This is a genomic window from Kovacikia sp. CALU 1929, assembly GCF_056784235.1.
In genome coordinates this window covers 60,351-77,970 of record NZ_JBXBCF010000055.1, presented here as the reverse complement: position 1 = coordinate 77,970, position 17,620 = coordinate 60,351, and the positions used below count along the sequence as shown (strand labels likewise).

16 protein-coding genes are annotated in these 17,620 nt (G+C 49.9%); 8 read left to right on the top strand and 8 right to left on the bottom strand.

Annotated features, from left to right (window positions below):
• Nucleotides 1–32: 32 nt before the first annotated feature.
• The 3 genes from AC1S52_RS05535 to holA form a co-directional block, all read right to left on the bottom strand.
• Nucleotides 33–740 (bottom strand): PHP domain-containing protein, encoded by a 708-nt coding sequence (locus tag AC1S52_RS05535; protein WP_482028013.1) that lies wholly within the window; start codon nucleotides 738–740, stop codon nucleotides 33–35.
• 258 nt (nucleotides 741–998) lie between these two features.
• Nucleotides 999–2,795: a signal peptide peptidase SppA gene (sppA, locus tag AC1S52_RS05530; protein ID WP_482028012.1), complete on the bottom strand. Its 1,797-nt coding sequence runs from the start codon at nucleotides 2,793–2,795 to the stop codon at nucleotides 999–1,001.
• Between the two features lie 94 nt (nucleotides 2,796–2,889).
• Entirely contained in the window at nucleotides 2,890–3,909 is a 1,020-nt protein-coding gene (gene holA / locus AC1S52_RS05525; RefSeq protein WP_482028011.1) for a DNA polymerase III subunit delta, read from the bottom strand.
• A gap of 188 nt (nucleotides 3,910–4,097) precedes the next feature.
• On the opposite strand from holA, the gene AC1S52_RS05520 reads away from it, so the two are divergent.
• The 4 genes from AC1S52_RS05520 to AC1S52_RS05505 all read left to right on the top strand — a co-directional run bounded on the left by AC1S52_RS05520 (nucleotide 4,098) and on the right by AC1S52_RS05505 (nucleotide 7,719).
• Complete coding sequence (locus AC1S52_RS05520) at nucleotides 4,098–4,883, top strand: DUF1868 domain-containing protein (RefSeq protein ID WP_482028010.1); 786 nt, start codon at nucleotides 4,098–4,100, stop codon at nucleotides 4,881–4,883.
• 53 nt (nucleotides 4,884–4,936) lie between these two features.
• Nucleotides 4,937–5,794, top strand: a complete 858-nt coding sequence (locus AC1S52_RS05515) for a dienelactone hydrolase family protein (RefSeq protein ID WP_482028009.1) — start codon at nucleotides 4,937–4,939, stop codon at nucleotides 5,792–5,794.
• Between the two features lie 22 nt (nucleotides 5,795–5,816).
• Nucleotides 5,817–6,656 (top strand): class I SAM-dependent methyltransferase, encoded by an 840-nt coding sequence (locus AC1S52_RS05510; protein ID WP_482028008.1) that lies wholly within the window; start codon nucleotides 5,817–5,819, stop codon nucleotides 6,654–6,656.
• A gap of 157 nt (nucleotides 6,657–6,813) precedes the next feature.
• The gene (locus AC1S52_RS05505) at nucleotides 6,814–7,719 is read left to right on the top strand and encodes a hypothetical protein (RefSeq protein WP_482028007.1); all 906 of its coding nucleotides are present in this window, start codon (nucleotides 6,814–6,816) and stop codon (nucleotides 7,717–7,719) included.
• Nucleotides 7,720–7,757: 38 nt separating this feature from the next.
• Here the strand turns inward: AC1S52_RS05505 and AC1S52_RS05500 are convergent, their stop codons facing one another.
• Nucleotides 7,758–7,928, bottom strand: a complete 171-nt coding sequence (locus AC1S52_RS05500; RefSeq protein ID WP_482028006.1) for a PCP reductase family protein — start codon at nucleotides 7,926–7,928, stop codon at nucleotides 7,758–7,760.
• A 17-nt stretch (nucleotides 7,929–7,945) separates the two neighbouring features.
• On the bottom strand, nucleotides 7,946–8,188 hold the full coding sequence (locus tag AC1S52_RS05495) for a TIGR02450 family Trp-rich protein (protein WP_482028005.1): 243 nt from the start codon (nucleotides 8,186–8,188) through the stop codon (nucleotides 7,946–7,948).
• A 131-nt stretch (nucleotides 8,189–8,319) separates the two neighbouring features.
• Here AC1S52_RS05495 and AC1S52_RS05490 point away from each other — a divergent pair, with 131 nt between their 5' ends.
• Nucleotides 8,320–9,117 (top strand): pentapeptide repeat-containing protein, encoded by a 798-nt coding sequence (locus tag AC1S52_RS05490; protein ID WP_482028004.1) that lies wholly within the window; start codon nucleotides 8,320–8,322, stop codon nucleotides 9,115–9,117.
• On the opposite strand, the gene AC1S52_RS05485 is transcribed toward AC1S52_RS05490, so the two are convergent.
• Complete coding sequence (locus tag AC1S52_RS05485; protein ID WP_482028003.1) at nucleotides 9,074–9,562, bottom strand: hypothetical protein; 489 nt, start codon at nucleotides 9,560–9,562, stop codon at nucleotides 9,074–9,076. The two genes, AC1S52_RS05490 and AC1S52_RS05485, sit on opposite strands and share 44 nt — an antisense overlap.
• Before the next feature lie 753 nt (nucleotides 9,563–10,315).
• Between AC1S52_RS05485 and AC1S52_RS05480 the strand changes: the two genes are divergently transcribed.
• Entirely contained in the window at nucleotides 10,316–12,763 is a 2,448-nt protein-coding gene (locus AC1S52_RS05480) for a sensor histidine kinase (RefSeq protein ID WP_482028002.1), read from the top strand.
• On the opposite strand, the gene AC1S52_RS05475 is transcribed toward AC1S52_RS05480, so the two are convergent.
• Complete coding sequence (locus AC1S52_RS05475; protein ID WP_482028001.1) at nucleotides 12,753–13,334, bottom strand: NADPH-dependent FMN reductase; 582 nt, start codon at nucleotides 13,332–13,334, stop codon at nucleotides 12,753–12,755. The genes AC1S52_RS05480 and AC1S52_RS05475 overlap by 11 nt on opposite strands.
• A 498-nt stretch (nucleotides 13,335–13,832) precedes the next feature.
• On the opposite strand from AC1S52_RS05475, the gene AC1S52_RS05470 reads away from it, so the two are divergent.
• Nucleotides 13,833–15,992, top strand: coding sequence for an NACHT domain-containing protein (locus AC1S52_RS05470; protein ID WP_482028000.1), 2,160 nt, complete (start codon nucleotides 13,833–13,835; stop codon nucleotides 15,990–15,992).
• A gap of 166 nt (nucleotides 15,993–16,158) precedes the next feature.
• The gene (locus AC1S52_RS05465; RefSeq protein WP_482027999.1) at nucleotides 16,159–16,971 is read left to right on the top strand and encodes a TPM domain-containing protein; all 813 of its coding nucleotides are present in this window, start codon (nucleotides 16,159–16,161) and stop codon (nucleotides 16,969–16,971) included.
• A gap of 186 nt (nucleotides 16,972–17,157) precedes the next feature.
• On the opposite strand, the gene AC1S52_RS05460 is transcribed toward AC1S52_RS05465, so the two are convergent.
• Nucleotides 17,158–17,352 (bottom strand): hypothetical protein, encoded by a 195-nt coding sequence (locus AC1S52_RS05460; protein ID WP_482027998.1) that lies wholly within the window; start codon nucleotides 17,350–17,352, stop codon nucleotides 17,158–17,160.
• Nucleotides 17,353–17,620: the final 268 nt, after the last annotated feature.

Below are 17,620 nucleotides of genomic sequence, written 5' to 3'. Positions count from 1 at the left end.
CCACTAATCTCCCTGTACCTTACCCTTAACGATTAAAGTCGCTGCAACAGGTTCAAACCGTGGGTGTCTGTGCCGCAGGTTCTCAGCAGATTGTAGGTTTCACTCAGCTCTTCGACTCGTAGAGTTTGGACAGGGCTAGTGCGCCAGGGGGTGGGATTATCGTAGGCATAGTAGGTTTCTACCCCATCAATCCCTAATCGGGCAGCTTCCGGGATCAGATCATCGGGCGATCGCCGGTATCGGACTGGGTGTGCCAACACTGCCAGCCCACCAGCCGCGTGAATCGCAGCAATCACCTGGTCTGCTTGATAGGCTTCATCAATTGCAGCCTGCCTGAGTAGGTACGGCATCATCGAAAAGTGCTGGGGATCAAACGCATATCCCAGGATGTGGACTTCCGTTTCCAGAAGATTGGCGTTGATTTCAACCCCTGTCCACAGGATAGGGGCAGTTTGAGTTGGATTTTGTTCTTGCCACCTGTGGAGCCAACGCTGGGCAATCTGGTAGCCGTTAACAGTATGGTGATCGGTGATCGCAAACCCTTGAAGACCAATCTCAACCACCTGTTGCATGAGCCTCTCCGGCGGTAGCTTCCCATCTGAACAAACCGTGTGCATATGGAAGTTGTAGGTTGTTGGGCAACTTTCCGTATGAATGGTCTGAAATACGTGCCTCAGTGCCGTTGCATTCTGAGCGACGGGTACCGCCAGCGCTTTAGCCTGAGTCAAATTAGCCACCATAGACGCCTCTGTATACAGTAAGTAGGGCTGGTCTCGTCTATATATTTACATATTTTAATTTTTGTCGGCTTGGTAGCATTTTGCTAGAACGTTGGTTCCGAATGGCGACAAACTGGCTTTCTGGTAAGGCTATAACCAAAGTTTGGGCACTGAGCAGAAGAAACCGGGTTTCTTTTTATGCCGCTCAAGATCATGCTCCACAGATTCAAACTAATTATTAAAGAAATAAGAAAATGAAATTCGACTTGAAGCGATGTTTTAATGAATCCTCAGATTAAAGGGTAACCGAACGTAGACACCCAACGGGTCATTCATCCCTTTCAGGACTGCCAGATCTTCCTGGAGCTTTCTCAACTCAAGGGACAACGGATCGGATTGGGGAGAGGATGCCAATATCTTTTCCCCAATTAACCTGCCGAAAATACGCTCCTCCAGGCTACGGAGCTTAGGATACTCTTCAATCTGCCACTTATCCCCTAACTTGGCACGTTTAGCGGCATCCCGAAGGGCATCTTCTAAACCACCGAGTTCATCGACTAAGCCTAAATCTTTTGCCCGTCGTCCAGACCACACCCGTCCCTGGGCAATTTCAGCTACTTTAGATTTTGTCAACTTGCGAGATTCAGCCACTTTAGTTAAGAACTGATCATAATACCTGTCCACTGCTTTTTGGATCAGGGTGAGTTCCTGGGGGTTCTTAGGACGGTAAAGGGAAAAGGTATCAGCAAACTGCCCGGTTTTGACCGCGTCCCAGGTAATGCCGTTGTTGTTGGCAAGCGTCTGGAAATTGGGCAGGATGCCAAACACACCAATGGAACCGGTAATTGTATTGGTTTCAGCAAAGATGCGATCGCTGTAGGTTGAGATCCAATACCCCCCCGAAGCCGCCACCGAACCCATGGATACAACTACTGGTTTGGCTTTGCGGGTCAATATGACTTCGCGTTGAATAATTTCGGAGGCAGAAACACTGCCGCCCGGGCTATTGACGCGCAGAACCACCGCTTTAATATCGTCATCCTGGCGAATCTGGCGCAGTTGTTTGGCGAGGCGATCGCCCCCGACTTCCCTGCGGCTACCCTGACCGTTGACAATATCGCCTTCAGCATAGACAACGGCGATCTTCTCCCCAGAACGGCGATCTCGGGCAATGGCATCCTCTGCCACCCCGGAATAGGCTTTCAAACTAAGTTGGCGAAAGGTCTTTTCTTCATCGTCCTCGCCTGTCGACTGTTTCAGGTCTGTTACGACCTCATCCAGGTATGCCAGACGGTCAACTAAACGGCTTTTCAGTGCTTCCTCTGGCATCAGAATGCCCTGACTATTAGAAAGAGACTGAATTTGTGAAGCCGTCAGTTTTCGGTCTTTACTGGTTGCCGTGACGAAATCGCCCCACAGGTCCGTTAATAGAGCCTCAGTTTGTTGACGGTTTTCTGGGCTGCGCTTGGTCAGCAGAAAAGGCTCTACCGCAGACTTGTACTTCCCTACCCGCGTCACCTGAACCCCAACCCCGACTTTTTTCAGGGCATCGGCAAAAAACATGGCTTCTGAACTCAGCCCATTTAGCTCCAGGGTGCCAATGGGATTCATGGCAAGCGTGTGAGCAACCGATGCTAGATAGTATTCCCGCTCCTGCCAGTTGACATCGTAGGCAATGATTTTCTTCCCAGATGCCCGAAAGCGGTGCAGGGCAGCTCGAATCTCCTTCAATGTCGCAAAGCCAGCACCACCCACGCCTTCGGAACTGCTGTAAATGTAAAGTCCAACAATGCGAGGATCGGAGGTCGCGTGGTTAATGGCATCAAGGGCAGCACGCAGAGTAATGGTTTCCGTCTCATCACTGCTTAATACCTCTCCAATGGTGCTGGAGCCTGGTCTGGCATCAGCAATATTCATTGCCAGGTCCAAGGTCAACACCGTTTTATTTTTCACGGTGGGACCCGTTTCTCGGGACGCCACCATGATTACGAGGGCAAGTAGACCACCAATGCTCAAACCGAGAAAGATCAACAAACCCAGCAGAGTCGCAAAGGTGTACTTGAGAAAATCACGCATAGTTGGCAGTTGGCAATAGCTGTTAGTTTCTAGCTTAGGAGGTAATTTCGGTAACTGCCACTGGTGTGACTGCCGACAGCTATTCTCTGAATACTTATTTCCCCCCCTTTCTGCGACACAATTCACACAGCTCAATCATTTTAATCTGTAAGGTTGAAAGTTCCTCGGACCCCAGTTTCAGGCTGGCTTCCAGTTCCAGCAGGATGGGGAGGGTTTGCATGAGGGTGGGTAAGGAGAGGGGTTCCACTTCTTTTTTGAGGAAGTAGAGGCGTTTGGGGTTGTTGATTTCGGCTGCCTGGGCGATCGCCTGCTCGTCCCGTTCGCCCGATTCCACCATTAGTTTGACCCACAGCCAGGTGCGGAATTGCCCCACTAGAGATTTAACGATCATCAAGCCAGGCTGGTTCTGGCGCAGCAGGTCAGCCACCAGGTCAAGGGCATGGGCGGTCTGACCTTGACGGATAGCACTCCCCAGTTGCAGGGTGTTTTGGGTACTGGTGGTAACGAGGGTTGAGATCGCGGCTTCATCCAATGCCTGTCTGGCGTTGCTACCGTAAAGCCTGAGTTTTTCCAGTTCTCCATAAAGCTGGCGGGTATCATTGCCCACGGACTCTGCCAACAGTTCAGTTGCACCTGGGGTTAGCTTGATGCCAACTTCCTTTGCCGCCTGTTGCACCTGCTTGACCAACAGATCCGTCTTCCAGGGAGGAATGACCGAAAACTCGCGCACTTCAGCGTACTTGAGCAGCAGTTTTGTCACTTTCAGGCGATTATCGGGTTTGCTACTAGAGGTCAACAGCAGCACACTGGTTTCTGGCAGGTTGGGGAGGGTGCGCTCCAGTTCGGCATAGAGATCCTCTGGGCAACGCTGGCAGAGGGGGGTATCAACCAGCCACACCAGACGGTTACCCATGCCAAACGGTGGGGTCATTGCCTGGTTCAAGCCCTGAACCACCGCATCCGGTTGATCGGGGGTAATCTTATCAAAGTTGAAACTGCTCCAGTCAGGATCCAGCACTCGCTGGCGCAGGGCAGTGGTAGCTTGGGCGATCGCAAACTCATCTTCTCCCCAATAGAGATAAATTGGCACCTGGGATACCACCTCCTGACCCATTTGTGTAATTGTATTGTCCTATTAGCTCTGACAAACTAGAACTAGAAAGATTGTGGGGATCACGGTCTATTCGGTAGATTGAATCTGTCTTCACCTGTTTCAGGGATTATTGAGGATGTGTTCTTAACATAGAAAAAAGTTCCGTTGAATCTGCGTATATTGAAGTAGTATTGCGAGGCGATCGAAAATTGGACGAAAACTATCAGACCTACCTTAATCGGGCAATGCGTCTAATTCTGCCAGAGACGTATCGGTCTCAGGTGCAGTTGATTCAAGAGTCACCCAAGTTTCGACCGCATTCAGACCAGGGGCGTCAGGCAGTACCGTTTCCGGGGTACACCATCATTACTCCCACTGGCAGCGAAGATGTCAAGAATCTTGCCCTTTATAGCAGTCTGAAGCATTACCAACAGCAGCTATTGCAGCAATTGGGAATCAGGCTATTCGCGCCCGTGCCGCCAGAAAGTTTCCATCTCACTCTGGCTGATCTGATTTGGGACAGTGCCTACCGGGCTGCCAGCGAAGAAAATCCTAATTTTGACTCTCAACTTCAACAGCGGATTGCCCAGATTTTTGAGCAGTGTCAGCCAGTTTCAGAGGCAAAGGCGATTGAGTTTCAGCCGATCGGCTTAATGATGATGACGCGGGCGATCGCCCTTTGTTTGGCTCCGGTAGATGAAGATTCCTACGAACGGGTGCTCAAGTTTCGTCGGGCAATTTACCAAAACCATGAGCTGATGGGGTTAGGCATTGAGCAGCAGTATTATTTCACTCCTCACATTACGCTGGGTTATTTTGGCGAAATTCCGTCTTCTCAAGATTTGGAAGCGCTAGGCGATCGCATCACAAGTTTGAACCAGCAGTGGATTGATGCAGATACCCAGGAGTTTTGGGTGCATCGGGCAGAACTGCACAAGTTCGACGATATGACCCATTACTACCGGAAACCTGACTGGGCGGTGTTTGAGTTTTAACTGAATCAAAACGGTGTACGACATCCTTAGGTCCCTGGTTTCTGGCAAGATAATTGAGTGAATTCCACCAGGCTCAATCAGAAACCGGGGATTTGGCTATCCGGTTGCCTATCTTATGGATTTTGGATTTGAATGTTGAAAATGTCTACCATCGGGAGCAACGCCGCATGAGCAACCAGGAAATTCGGGCTGGCTGGGTCAAGGTTCCGAATGGAGGCTTACAGATAGATTCCTATCTAGCAGAACCAATCGGCGAGGGACTCTTTCCAGCCGTAATCGTGATCCAGGAAATCTTTGGTGTCAACTCCCACATTCGCGATGTAACCGAGCGCATGGCGCGGGAAGGGTATGTGGCGATCGCTCCTGCGATCTACCAGCGTACTGCCCCCGGTTTTGATGTGGGCTATGGAGAAGAAGACCTCGTTCTGGGACGTCAGTATAAGGATATGACAACCGCCGATGAGTTACTGGCGGATATACAGGCAGCGATCGCTCATTTGAAAGCAAAACCCAATGTGAAAGCAACGGCGATCGGTTCGATTGGCTTCTGCTTTGGGGGGCACGTCGTTTACCTGGCAGCCACCCTACCGGATATCAAAGCGACCGCCTCCTTCTATGGCGGCGGCATTGCTACCCTGACTCCCGGCGGCGGTGCTCCCACCATCACCCGCACCCCTGAAATTAAAGGGAAAATTTACGTTTTCTTTGGCACTCAAGACCCACTGATTCCCAACGACCAGGCAGATCAGGTCGCTGTTGCACTCCAGGAACACCACATTCCCCATCAAGTTTTCCGCTACCCAGCTTCCCACGGTTTTTTCTGTGACCAGCGGGCTGACTACAATCCAGAGGCTGCTGCCGCTGCCTGGGAACAGGTCAAGCAACTGTTTCACCAGGAGCTAGCTTCCTAATCCCGGATAAGAAATCCTTGTGATGACCAATCCTCCCTTACTGATTCAATCCGTTTCCGACACTGCGCTGGCGGTTGCCTATGCCCGTGCCCTGGAAAGCGATCGCCTAGATGCCCTGTTTCAAGACCCCTATGCCCGTCTTCTGGCAGGAGAACAGGGAAAAGCCATTTATCAGAAGATTCAGGGCGATCGCTCTATTGGCTGGCTCATTTCTACCCGTACCGCTGTTTTAGATGAGCAAATTCTCCAGGGGATTCAACACCACGGAGTCGATACCGTCCTTAACCTGGCAGCCGGACTGGATACCCGCCCCTATCGGATGGTATTACCTGCTGACCTCCGCTGGGTTGAAGCCGACCTCCCTCCAATCCTGACCTATAAACAGGAAGCATTGGCAGAAGCTCAACCCAGGTGCAGGCTAGAACGGATTCCCACCGATTTGACCAATGCATTTCAGCGTCACAGTCTTTTCTCCCAGGTCAACGCTACCGCAACCAGGGTACTGATCCTTACAGAAGGCATCCTCGTCTACCTGTTGCCCAGCCAGGTCGGGGATCTCGCTGCCGACCTGAATGCCCAGCCCACCTTTTCCACCTGGCTCAGTGACCTGGTATCGCCCCTGTCGGTCAAAGTTGCCCAGCTACGCATGAGCAAAGAACCCATTGCCAGAGAAGTTCAACTCCAGTTCGCCCCCGATGATGCCAACCAATTCTTCAGTGCATATGGATGGCAAATGGAGGAGTCGCGATCGCTCTGGCACGAAGCCCACCATCTCAACCGAGAAGTGTTCTTTGGCAAACTTGCCCGCTGGCTGCCACCGTTTAATATTAGAGTCATCAAGCTTCAGCGGAGGATGGAGTGAGAAGTGGTCAGTAGTCAATGATTGAGTAAACAGTTTTTGGCTGTTAGTTTTAGAGATTAGAGAGTCCGTCTAACAACCAACAAATGACTACTGACTACTGACTACCCCTCCTTACCGTTAACCCTCACTCCTCACCCCTCACTCCCCAGCCTCTCCCATGACTAACCCGATCAAAATTCTCCTCCAAACCACTATCCCGACGACTGAAGACGACTGGAGTATTGCCCGTTTTTCCATCCTGCATCATCATCTGGCATCCCTCCAGGATGATCAGGGAAATTTCCTCTGTGAGGTCGTATCCCGCGATCGCGAGTCTGACTCCAATGGCGATGACCCCATCCTCAGTCGCCTCGGTGACTCCGATTTTGACCAACTCTGGTTGTTTGCGGTTGATGGGGGCGACGGGATTACCCAGAAAGACTGTGAAGGGATTAGTACATTCCGGCAACGGGGTGGCGGTATCATGGCAACCCGCGACCATATGGATCTGGGATCTTCCCTTTGTTCACTGGCTGGGATTGGGGCTGCCCACTACTTCCACACCAAAAACCCCGACCCGGACTCTTCCCGTCACTGCATTGACGATCCCTACACTACCTACATCTCCTATCCCAACTATCACTCTGGGCGTAACGGAGACTATCAGACAATTAAGGTTATCGAACCCCTACATCCCTTACTGCGAAACTCCCATTCCCCTAAGGGAGAGATTGAGTTCTTGCCTGCCCACCCCCATGAAGGTGCTGTTGGGGCACCTGCGGATGTTCCGAGTGCCCGTGTAATTGCCACCGGCACAAGTAAAGTGACCCATCGAACCTTCAATCTTGCTGTGGCATTTGAGCGAGAAAAAGACAGCCAAGGCAATCTATTCGGTCGTGCTGTTGCCGAATCTACCTTCCATCACTTCTGCGATTACAACTGGGATCCGAGGGCAGGGTGCCCCAGTTTTGTCGATGAACCTCCAGGCGATACCATGCAAACCGAACCTAGAGCGATCGCCGATGTCCATGCTTATATTAGAAACCTGGCACTGTGGCTGGCACCTGGAAAGGATGAAAGGTAAATGTCTCCCACTTACAACTCTCCACTCGTCGTATGTTCCTACTGTCCAAACTCTAGACGTGCCTGATCAATAATTTCAGCCGTCACAATGTCTAAATTTGCTTCCCGCGCCAGATGCTCAATGCGTTCCCGTGCCTGGGACCGCACAAAAAAGGGGATGCTTTTCAGTTTAGCCTTTGCTTCAGGTGTCCACTTGAGTTGGTCAGTCATGTCAAAATCACCCACTGTCAATGATTTACTTTATCGGAGGTCAGCGACTGCCACCCGGCTTCCCAGAGCGATCGCTGCTGCAATAGTTTTGCATTAATCCAAAATCGCACATTGGGATCGCAGGCGGCTACTATTTCGGCAAATACCCAGGTTCCTTGATTTTTACGATTAACCACTTGAAAATGTCGCCAGCCTTCGACAGTTTCACAGGCAGTCCACTTGGAACCAATAAGATGGGGAAATTTTTGTTTGTGTGCCATTAGGAATACTAATGAAATTTAGTGTAAACAGCGACCCATCCAAAACTTTACAACACCGTATCGACAAACTTGGGCTTAAATAGGGGACAGAACCCTACAAGTCGGGCATACCCATCACTGAACAACGGCTTATGAAACCTCAAGCTTCCGCCATCCGCAAAGCAATCCCGACTGGAATTGCAGCATTGCTGACAACCCTCAGTATTGCCACGCCAGCGCGATCGCAAAGCCTGGAACACACCCAACAACTATTATCGACCCGCAAATGCCCCCGTTGTGAGTTGAGTAATGCTGGATTGGTTTCTGGCAATCTTTCTGGTGCCGATCTAACCCAGGCAAACCTGGCAGGGGCGAACCTCAGTCGGGCAAATTTACAGGGCGCAAATTTAAGCGGGGCAAATCTGGCAGGGGCAAGCCTCTATGGCGCTAACCTGGTTGGCGCGACCCTGGACGGAGCGAACCTGACTGCCGCAGATCTGCGGGGAGCTTACATGATGGGGGCATCCTTGACCGCAACCATCATGAATGGAGCACTGTTGCAAGGTGCCGTTGGGCTGTCCCCTGAGACTGGTAGTGCAGAGCAATTCTACCAATGGGCGCTACAGGATGAACGCCGCAAAAACTACGCGGGTGCCATTGATAACTTTACCCAGGCACTCAGTCGTAAACCTGACTTTCCGCAGGCTTATCTCGGTCGAGGCGTGGTTCTTTTGCAGACGGGTGAAGAAAGTGCGGGTCTGACAGATGTGCAGCAGGCTGAACGATTGTTTACTGCCCAGGGCAACCAGGAAGGAAGCAAGCTGACTCAAGAAATGATCAAACAACTAACCACCCCCCCGCCCCAACCTAAATCGGGTAATGGCTTGGGAATTGCACTCTTAGGACTTATAGGAACCGCGTTGCAGTTTCTTCCATTGTCAATTTTTTAGCGGCAGGAACCGGAACGGCTTTCTTCGATTTGCGCTGGGGAGCGATCGCTGAAAACACGACAGATACCGCATCTATATAGTCATCCAGCGTCCTTTGTCGAGCTTTGCTGGGGTGCAGAGCGGAAGATGGTTCTCCAGGCTGGGTAAAACCCGTTAACCGCTCTGATCGGGTTTTCATGCCTAGTTTGAGGACTGCCATCGAGCGGGTAAATTTCCGTCTCTCTGCCTGGTAGGATTGGCGACCTCGATTTCCTAAGGGCGCTGCTTGAGTACGCTGGGACTGCTGCGCCACCGATTGCTGGCTGGAAAATACAGTGAACGAAACTGCTGACACTGCCCCCACCGCAACAATCACTGTAAACCACCCCGCTAAAAAAACAGCTCGTTTCTGAGATGGGGAGTCAGAATACGGTGAACATTTGGTCTGAAAACGTTTGAGCAGCATTGGACTTAAGGGGGAGACAGGTGAAATGAACCGAAGAACCTACTCAACAAGTGTGCCCATGACTACACCCTTATGACTCTACTTTACGAATATCCGTCATCAAGTCTTATCGAAACTGAAACCGCCTTTGATGAATCTTTATATAGCCGTCGTTCCCTACGGATTCTCTATTATCCGTCACTTACCACCAATTGCCTGTCACCACCTATACAAGCTAATTCCCTGTACCCAGGATATACCGAAATGGATTTTTATCTTGGCTAAATTCGATACCGGGCACCTTCTTTAATCGAGTCATTAACAGTCTTTAATCAAAGGGGGTACCGCAAGGAGGTAGTGCAAGCTGTAGGAGTGTAGAAACCGCTCACAGCTTTCTTTTATGCCAAATTATGACTAGGCATCATGCCGGTTTACACGTTAGACTAAAAGCTTCCTCAAAGCCGATTCAAAAGCTACCTGAGTTTAATGCTGGGTGTTAGACAATAAGGCTTTTTGGATAGGTTCTTAAAGAAGTCTTTTGCTCCAACTCGTGATAAGTGGTTCACTTTTATCGCTAAATTGCAAGATGTTCTTTTAGTGACATCTATTTTCATCGACTTAGCCCCAGTCGGTTTTCAGTAACGATATTGGTGTTCCAGATCCGTGATTGGCTTATTTGAGAATTACTGTCTCAGGGATTACCCCATCCCCTCTACCAGAACATGAGCGCTGAAGACATATCCAGGGAAGTTTGTAATGAACCCTGATAAGCCAATGAGTGATTCTGAAGCTGGGGATGCGCCCAAACGGCAGCGGTTGGAAATTATCACTAACATTGCTCAAATGAAACCGTCAGAGGTTGCGTTACAGGAACCTGAAGAGCGCTATCAGTTGGCAGTCCAGGCAGGACAGGTGGGAGTTTGGGATTGGGATTTGCGCAGCAATCAAGCCTACATCGACCCCTATCTCAAAACCATGTTGGGCTATGCCGAGCACGAAATCTCGAACAGTATTGATGATTGGCAGAACTTAGTCCATCCTGATGACTTGGATCAAGTTCTGTCTGCGATTGAAGCCTGTCTGGCAGGAAACCAGTCAGAGTATACAAGCGAATACCGAATGCGCCATAGGAATGGCAGCTACCGCTGGTTTCTGAATCGCGGGGTTGTATTCAGGGATGAGCAGGGCGAACCCTGTCGGATGCTGGGTACCCGCATCGATATCAGCGATCGCAAACATGATGAAGCGGTTCATCAGCAGGCAGAAGAAGCTTTGCGGCAAAAAGCAGCCTGGGAACAGTTGCTGCGATCACTGACTCAACGAATGCACCAGTCACTCGATCTGGAGCAAACTTTGACCACTGTCGTCACCGATGTACGCCAGACGCTACTGGCTGATCGGGTGCTGGTCTTTCAACTGCATAAGGATGGATCGGGGCAGGTGATCAAGGAATCGGTTATGCCAGAGTACCCCGTGACCCAGGAAATGCGTTGGGTTGATGAATGCTTCCCTTCGGATTGCTACGAGCATTACCGCCAGGGACTTCCCCGCATAGTACCCGATGTGGTACGGGACGAGTGGGCAGACTGCATTGCAGAATTTATGCAATCGATAGGGGTGAAATCGAAACTGGTTGCCCCCATCACCCAACGCTGGGAGGATGACTCAGTCGATGTTTGGGGACTGCTGATTGCCCATGCCTGTTCATACCAGCGGCAGTGGCAGCCTGCCGAAGCGGATCTGTTGCAACAGGTGAGCAATCAGGTCGCGATCTCCATTCAGCAATCAGAGTTATACCAACAGGTGCAACAACTCAACGCCACCCTGGAAACCCAGGTACGGGAACGCACGGCTGAGTTGGAACAGGCCCTAGAGTTTGAATCGGTATTAAAACGCATCACCGATCATGTCCGCGACAGCCTGGATGAAACGCAAATTTTGGAAACCGTGGTTCGAGAGCTTGCGAAAGGGCTAGAAGTTGATGGTTGTGATGTGGCTCTGTACGATCACGCACAGCAGGTCGCCGTCATTCGCTATGAATATATCTCTGAAGGTGTTCCTCCCGCTCAGGGAGCTATTTTGTCGTTTGAAGGTGCCGATGAGGTTTTGGTACAGGCGTTACGAGGCAAGACGTTTCAATTTTGTCGCATTGCCCCCGATCCGGTGCGTCCGATTGAGTATCAATTTGCTATTTTGAGTTGCCCTATTTTTGACAATCAGGGAGTCTTGGGCGACATGTGGCTGCTACGCCAGCAGGAACAAACCTTTAGTGACTCGGAAATTAGGCTAGTGCAACAGGTTACGAACCAGTGCGCGATCGCTATTCGTCAGGCGCGTCTATTCCAGGCAGCCCAGGCACAGGTAACTGAACTAGAGCGGCTCAACCGCCTCAAAGATGACTTTCTCAGCACCGTTTCCCACGAACTACGTACACCCGTTTCCAGCATTAGAATGGCAGCCCAAATGATAGAAACCCTCTTGTTTAGAAATGAACAGGGCAAAATCAGGGACGAATCTGATCCAACTCCATTAACCCTGGAAGCTACCTCAGCTCAGCGTCTATACCGCTATTTTCAAATCTTGCAGGATGAGTGCCAGCGGGAAATCAGTTTAATTACCAACCTGTTGGATCTGACTCGATTAGATGCAGAAGTAGAACCTCTAATTCTCACCCCTATTCGCTTGCAAATGTGGATTCCCCATGTCGTTGAATCCTTTGTTGAACGGCTTCACCACCACCAGCAAACCTTGCGGTTTGATTTGCCCGCTGACCTGCCACCCCTGACCACAGACCTTTCTTACTTACAACGCCTCTTAAGTGAACTATTAACCAACGCCCATAAGTACACCCCAGCCGGAGAAACAATTACTGTCGCAGCCAGGGTGGCAGGAGGAAAGGATAAAGGACTAGAAGCAAAGAATACAGAAATCAGTGACTCATCCTTTATCCTTCATCCTTCATCCTTCCAAAATCCTTCATCCTTCCAAAATCCTTCATCCCTACAAATCACTCTCACCAACACAGGAGTTGAAATTCCTGCCCAGGAAATACCCCGTATTTTCGACAAGTTCTACCGCATTCCCAACCATGACCCCTGGAAGCATGGAGGAACAGGTTTGGGATTGGCACTGGCTCGTAAATTGGCAGAACGACTGGGAGCAACTATCGAAGTTCAGAGCGCTAACATGCAAACAACCTTCATGCTATGGTTTACGCTTTGAGTTTAGCCAGAGTAATTGCCAAATTTTCTCCAAGTTTCTCAATCGACTCCTGCTGTTTCGAGTCCTTTAAGGAGCCATCCGGGTTAAAGGCTTCATGCGCCTTGCCTACTGCCACCTGATCGGGTAACACCAGAACTTTGATGTTTCCTAAGAGCGCCCGCAGTGGCACCAATCCCCGTAAACCACCCAATGCACCAGGAGAAGCACTCATAATCGCAGCAACTTTTCCCACAAAGCAACCGAGAGGAGGTTCTCCCTCAACCGGACGGGATGCCCAATCGATCGCGTTCTTCAATACCCCTGAAATGGAACTGTTATACTCTGGGGACGCAATCAACAGTCCATCGTGTGCCAGTAATAGATCTTTGAACTGACGTGCTCCGGGGGGAATTCCCTGCTCTGCTTCCAGATCTCCGTCATAGAGCGGCATAGATACATCGCGCAGATCAATAAATTTCACGTCGGCACCGGCTGACTGTGCCCCCGCACTGGCAACTTTAACCAGCTTTTTGTTGAAAGATTCAGTGCGAGTACTGCCAGCAAATACCAGGATCTTAGGTGTATAAGACATTGAGGAATCCGTTCCATACAACAAGTTGAACCAAGGGTAGCGCTAAATCCATTTTCAGAAAAGGATGTGTCAGATGTCAGGCATCAGAGAAAAAAAGGCAATGCATCCAGATAGTAAGAGTTCTGGGGTGGGCGTGTGGGGTTATATCTAATACAAGTGGAAACCGTGGTACATGTACGAATGCCTAAAGCTCACTCAAAATCGGGTGGTCTTTTATAGCAATAGGATTAAATTGGATCCAGGGCACGTCTTCAATTGAATCTGGATGCTTTGTATAACAGGAATTCCAACTTTTCAAGATTGAAGCTACACTTCTTGCCTACAAGAGCTTTGTAGCTAATTGACGATAGCTCCTAGTGGTCTGTCAAGTAATTATTTTGTGGGTAAAAACCCCAAAATATTAATCCCTTTCCTATTCCAGACCCACAAACACAACGTTGACAAACCCCCAGGTAAATCCAGAACATGTAAGTCCAGATAAATCCAGAAAAAATTTTCATGCTACTTGAGCGCGTTTTTATTCAGGCGGCAACGTTAACGCTGGCATCGATTTTTAGTCGTGTCGTTTGTGATGGCACGGGTAAGTTTTGCAATTGGGTCAAGGAAAAGGATGAAGACCCGAAGCAATTGCTAGATCGGGCAGCAGAGCAATATGCCCAGCGCTATGCAAATCGTCACGGCATTCTCAAGGTACTGGGAATGCGTGAGCCGGTCTCTCTGGAATCCGTCTACACTTCGGTTCAGTTTCTAGATGGGGACAGCATCAATCCCTATGACTCGATTGAGGATCTGGAAAAAGCGTTTCGGGAGCGCCCTGAACCTGGCTTTCAGCCACGTAATACCAAAAAACAAGATGGGCTGAAGGTGGCAAACAAACAGTCCTATTTGATGGTGCTGGGGGGACCGGGGGCGGGTAAGTCTACGTTTTTGCGAAAGATGGGCTTGGAGGCGCTCAAAGGCAGGACTGGGGGATATATCCATGAATGCATCCCGGTTTTAATCGAACTGAAAAGCTTCAACGCTCCAGAAATTGATATTACCGCAGCGATCGCCCAGGAGTTCCGTATTTGCGGCTTTCCTTCCTCTGAAGAAACCACCTTGAAACTGCTGGATCAGGGAATGTTACTGCTTTTACTGGATGGATTAGATGAAGTGCCTTCCCGCAACCTGGACGCTGCAATTCACCAGATTCAAGATTTTGTCGATCAGTACGATAAAAACCGCTTTATTACTTCCTGCCGGATTGCTGCCTATAACCACAATTTCAAGCGCTTTACCGATGTGGCAATGGCAGACTTTAGCCATGCTCAGATTAAACAGTTCATTTTTAATTGGTTCCATTCGGAGGTTGACTTACAGGCAAACACTGCCCAGCGCTGTTGGCAACTGCTACAAAAACCCGAAAACCGGACTGCCAGAGAATTGGCTCAAACACCTCTATTACTGACCTTGCTGTGTCTGGTCTACGACAAAAAGCAACAGTTTCCCCAAAATCGCAGTGTGCTCTACTCCAGAGCTTTGCGAGTGCTGTTGGAGGAGTGGGCTGCCGAAAAGCGGATCTTTCAGGAAGAGCTTTACCAGGGACTCAGTACTGAACTGGAAGAGGTGTTACTGTCTGAAATTGCCTATCAGGGGTTTGAGGCAAATCGTCTGTTTTTCCAGAAAAAGGAAGTGGTGAATCAGATCAAGCACTTTCTGGCAGATAACCTGAACGCCCCCCGGCATCTGGATGGTGAGGCGGTATTGGAGGCGATCGCCATTCAGCAGGGCATTCTGGTAGAACGCGCTCAAGATGTGTATTCGTTTTCCCATCTCACTTTACAGGAATACCTCACAGCTCAGCACATTGACGATCGCCAGGTCATTCGCAAACTGGTGACGGACCACCTCACCCACGAACGCTGGCAGGAGGTGTTTCTCCTCGTTGCAGGGTTAATGAAGGGAGGATCTGATTCCCTGTTGCAGACAATGGAAGCCCAGGCAAAAACCTTTATTAACACTCCCAAGTTGCGAGCACTGCTAACCTGGGCAACGGAGGTCACCAGTGGTTCTGGGAGTAACCTCCCCCCTGCCACCCGGCGCAGTACAGCCCTGTTTCTGGCACTGGTCAATGATTCCACATTCAACCTGGTGCATATCCTTCACCCCGAACTGTCCCAGGTTCTAAAACTGGCTGGCACCCTTGCCAATACCCGGCTTTCCGGCTTTACGACCAACCTGGATAAAACCCCAGCACGGGCTGCTATTCCTACTCGTGCGTTGGCGATCGCCCTGACCCAGTCACTTGCCACTCGCCAGGTGGGGCAGGTACTTAACCGGGCACTGGTGGAAACCTTTGTTAATAAACTGGCAACGTATCAGATCTTTAGGGAAGCTAATTTTGAAATTCTGATCAATCGCCTGCAAGAGTTAAAGGAAGAAGCTCCTGACATCCGCCAACCCGCCAGCCTCCATCAAGCTTTCCATCAGCGTGTCTATCAAATCTGGTTCAGCACGCTTAGACTGGACCCCACCTGGATTAATCTGTCTACAGAAGAACTCCGCAAACTGGAACGTTATCTCTATGCCAACTGGCTGATCGTGCGATGTAGACAGTCAGCCGTTAGAGTTTCTTCACAAACCTGGATGGCGATTGAGGAGCGGATGTTGAAGGGGTAGAAGGGGGCAGGTAATTAAAGTCAAGCTTTGAATAGGGATCAAAAACTTGCCATGAAAATTCAGTAAAAGTTGCAGAGAAATTACCGAACCAAATCCCAGGCAAGTGTTGCTAGGTTAGCAGGGAAATGATTATTCTTTCGCCTCCTGTCCTTCCACTTTCTTCGATATGTTCAAACAAGCGTTCTATGCAGGTTTTGTCAGTTTGGTTGTGATTAGCTCTGCTAACCCAACCTGGGCAATCACCGTTGAGTCAGTCCCTAACCCTCGCAGAAGCAATGGTGGTTGGGTGACAGACCTGGCAAATCTGCTGGATTCGCCCACTGAGAAAAAGCTGAATCAAATGATTTCAGCCTTGGAAGCCCAGAATGGCAGCGAAATTGCGATCGTCACTGTGTCGAGTACGGCTCCTGCAACTCCCAAAGTATTTACAAACCAGCTATTTAATCACTGGAAGATTGGCAAAAGACAGTCCAATAATGGAGTGCTGGTTTTAATTTCTAAGGGCGATCGCCGGACAGAAATTGAAACGGGTAAAGGACTGAAAGCTACGCTACCGGAGCAGCGGGTTAGCCAGATTATCAAACAGAAAATTACTCCGGCTTTTAAGCAGGGCAATTTCAATCAAGGGACACTGGCAGGAACTCAAGCCTTAATGGATGCGCTCAACAACAAAACTCCTGGCTTAAACCGTCCGATTGCTACTCAAACTCAATCAAAGGAGCAAAGATTGCTAGGCGGTATCATCTTATTGGCTTTTGTCGGTGTTGGAGTGGGGATTGTGGTTGCTTTACAGATGTTGAAACGCTCCACGAATGCAAACACCCGATCCAATCAACATGATCCGGACAGGAGATGGGATTCCAGAAATAGCTTCTGGCATTCCAGTGACAACAGTTATTCGAGTTCAGACAGTAGTAGCAGTAGTAATGACTTTGGCGGTGGTAGTAGTGATGGTGGTGGTTCTGGCGATAGCTGGTAAGATGTCCATCAACCAATTAGTTGCCATTTCTTAGATTTTTTCTTCGGCAGCTCAACTGGCGGCACGGCTGCACTTACGCACCTTTGCTTCTAGGGCAAGGTTTAAGCATGGGGTGGGTACGGCAAATCGCTGGAATTTGATCAGAGCAAGTTCGGGGTTGCCCTATACCCATCACACTGCCTGATATTAAGCAGGGTTGCATTTTCCGGCACGAATTAGACCAACCCGCCGAGCGATCGCCTCCGGTTGAGAATCATAGGGACCCCACTGCTCCCGATTGGAGGAACTCTCATCCTGGGAGCTTTCAACCTGACTGGCAGGCAAAATTGCACATTGCCCATTCTCTTGTCTAACCACATACCAACCTGCTAAGTCACTCATCAACTCAACCCTCCCTATCTCCCTATCTTCCCCTCTTCCACCATCTTCCTCAAACCCACCCACCCTTTTTCTGATAAAGGGAACAAACTTTTGGGAAGACTGCACTATAGAGAAGCGTCTGCTATTTTAGTAAAAACGTGACGACTGAAAAATCCGCCAGTTCGGGGGGTAGCTACCATGCTACCGGAGCTTGCTAATCCGATGTATACCCTGTTCTGTTAATAGTCCATTCCTTCCCATTGGCGGCGATCGCACGAGCTTACTAAAT

Excerpts from the sequence above, each read along its gene's own strand:
- AC1S52_RS05475 (WP_482028001.1), bottom strand. The coding sequence starts at position 13,334 with ATGTCTTATACACCTAAGATCCTGGTATTTGCTGGCAGTACTCGCACT.
- sppA (WP_482028012.1), bottom strand. The coding sequence starts at position 2,795 with ATGCGTGATTTTCTCAAGTACACCTTTGCGACTCTGCTGGGTTTGTTG.
- AC1S52_RS05480 (WP_482028002.1), top strand. The coding sequence starts at position 10,316 with ATGAGTGATTCTGAAGCTGGGGATGCGCCCAAACGGCAGCGGTTGGAA.
- AC1S52_RS05505 (WP_482028007.1), top strand. The coding sequence starts at position 6,814 with ATGACTAACCCGATCAAAATTCTCCTCCAAACCACTATCCCGACGACT.
- holA (WP_482028011.1), bottom strand. The coding sequence starts at position 3,909 with ATGGGTCAGGAGGTGGTATCCCAGGTGCCAATTTATCTCTATTGGGGA.
- AC1S52_RS05460 (WP_482027998.1), bottom strand. The coding sequence starts at position 17,352 with ATGAGTGACTTAGCAGGTTGGTATGTGGTTAGACAAGAGAATGGGCAA.
- AC1S52_RS05500 (WP_482028006.1), bottom strand. The coding sequence starts at position 7,928 with ATGACTGACCAACTCAAGTGGACACCTGAAGCAAAGGCTAAACTGAAA.
- AC1S52_RS05510 (WP_482028008.1), top strand. The coding sequence starts at position 5,817 with ATGACCAATCCTCCCTTACTGATTCAATCCGTTTCCGACACTGCGCTG.
- AC1S52_RS05465 (WP_482027999.1), top strand. The coding sequence starts at position 16,159 with ATGTTCAAACAAGCGTTCTATGCAGGTTTTGTCAGTTTGGTTGTGATT.
- AC1S52_RS05535 (WP_482028013.1), bottom strand. The coding sequence starts at position 740 with ATGGTGGCTAATTTGACTCAGGCTAAAGCGCTGGCGGTACCCGTCGCT.
- AC1S52_RS05495 (WP_482028005.1), bottom strand. The coding sequence starts at position 8,188 with ATGGCACACAAACAAAAATTTCCCCATCTTATTGGTTCCAAGTGGACT.
- AC1S52_RS05490 (WP_482028004.1), top strand. The coding sequence starts at position 8,320 with ATGAAACCTCAAGCTTCCGCCATCCGCAAAGCAATCCCGACTGGAATT.
- AC1S52_RS05470 (WP_482028000.1), top strand. The coding sequence starts at position 13,833 with ATGCTACTTGAGCGCGTTTTTATTCAGGCGGCAACGTTAACGCTGGCA.
- AC1S52_RS05485 (WP_482028003.1), bottom strand. The coding sequence starts at position 9,562 with ATGCTGCTCAAACGTTTTCAGACCAAATGTTCACCGTATTCTGACTCC.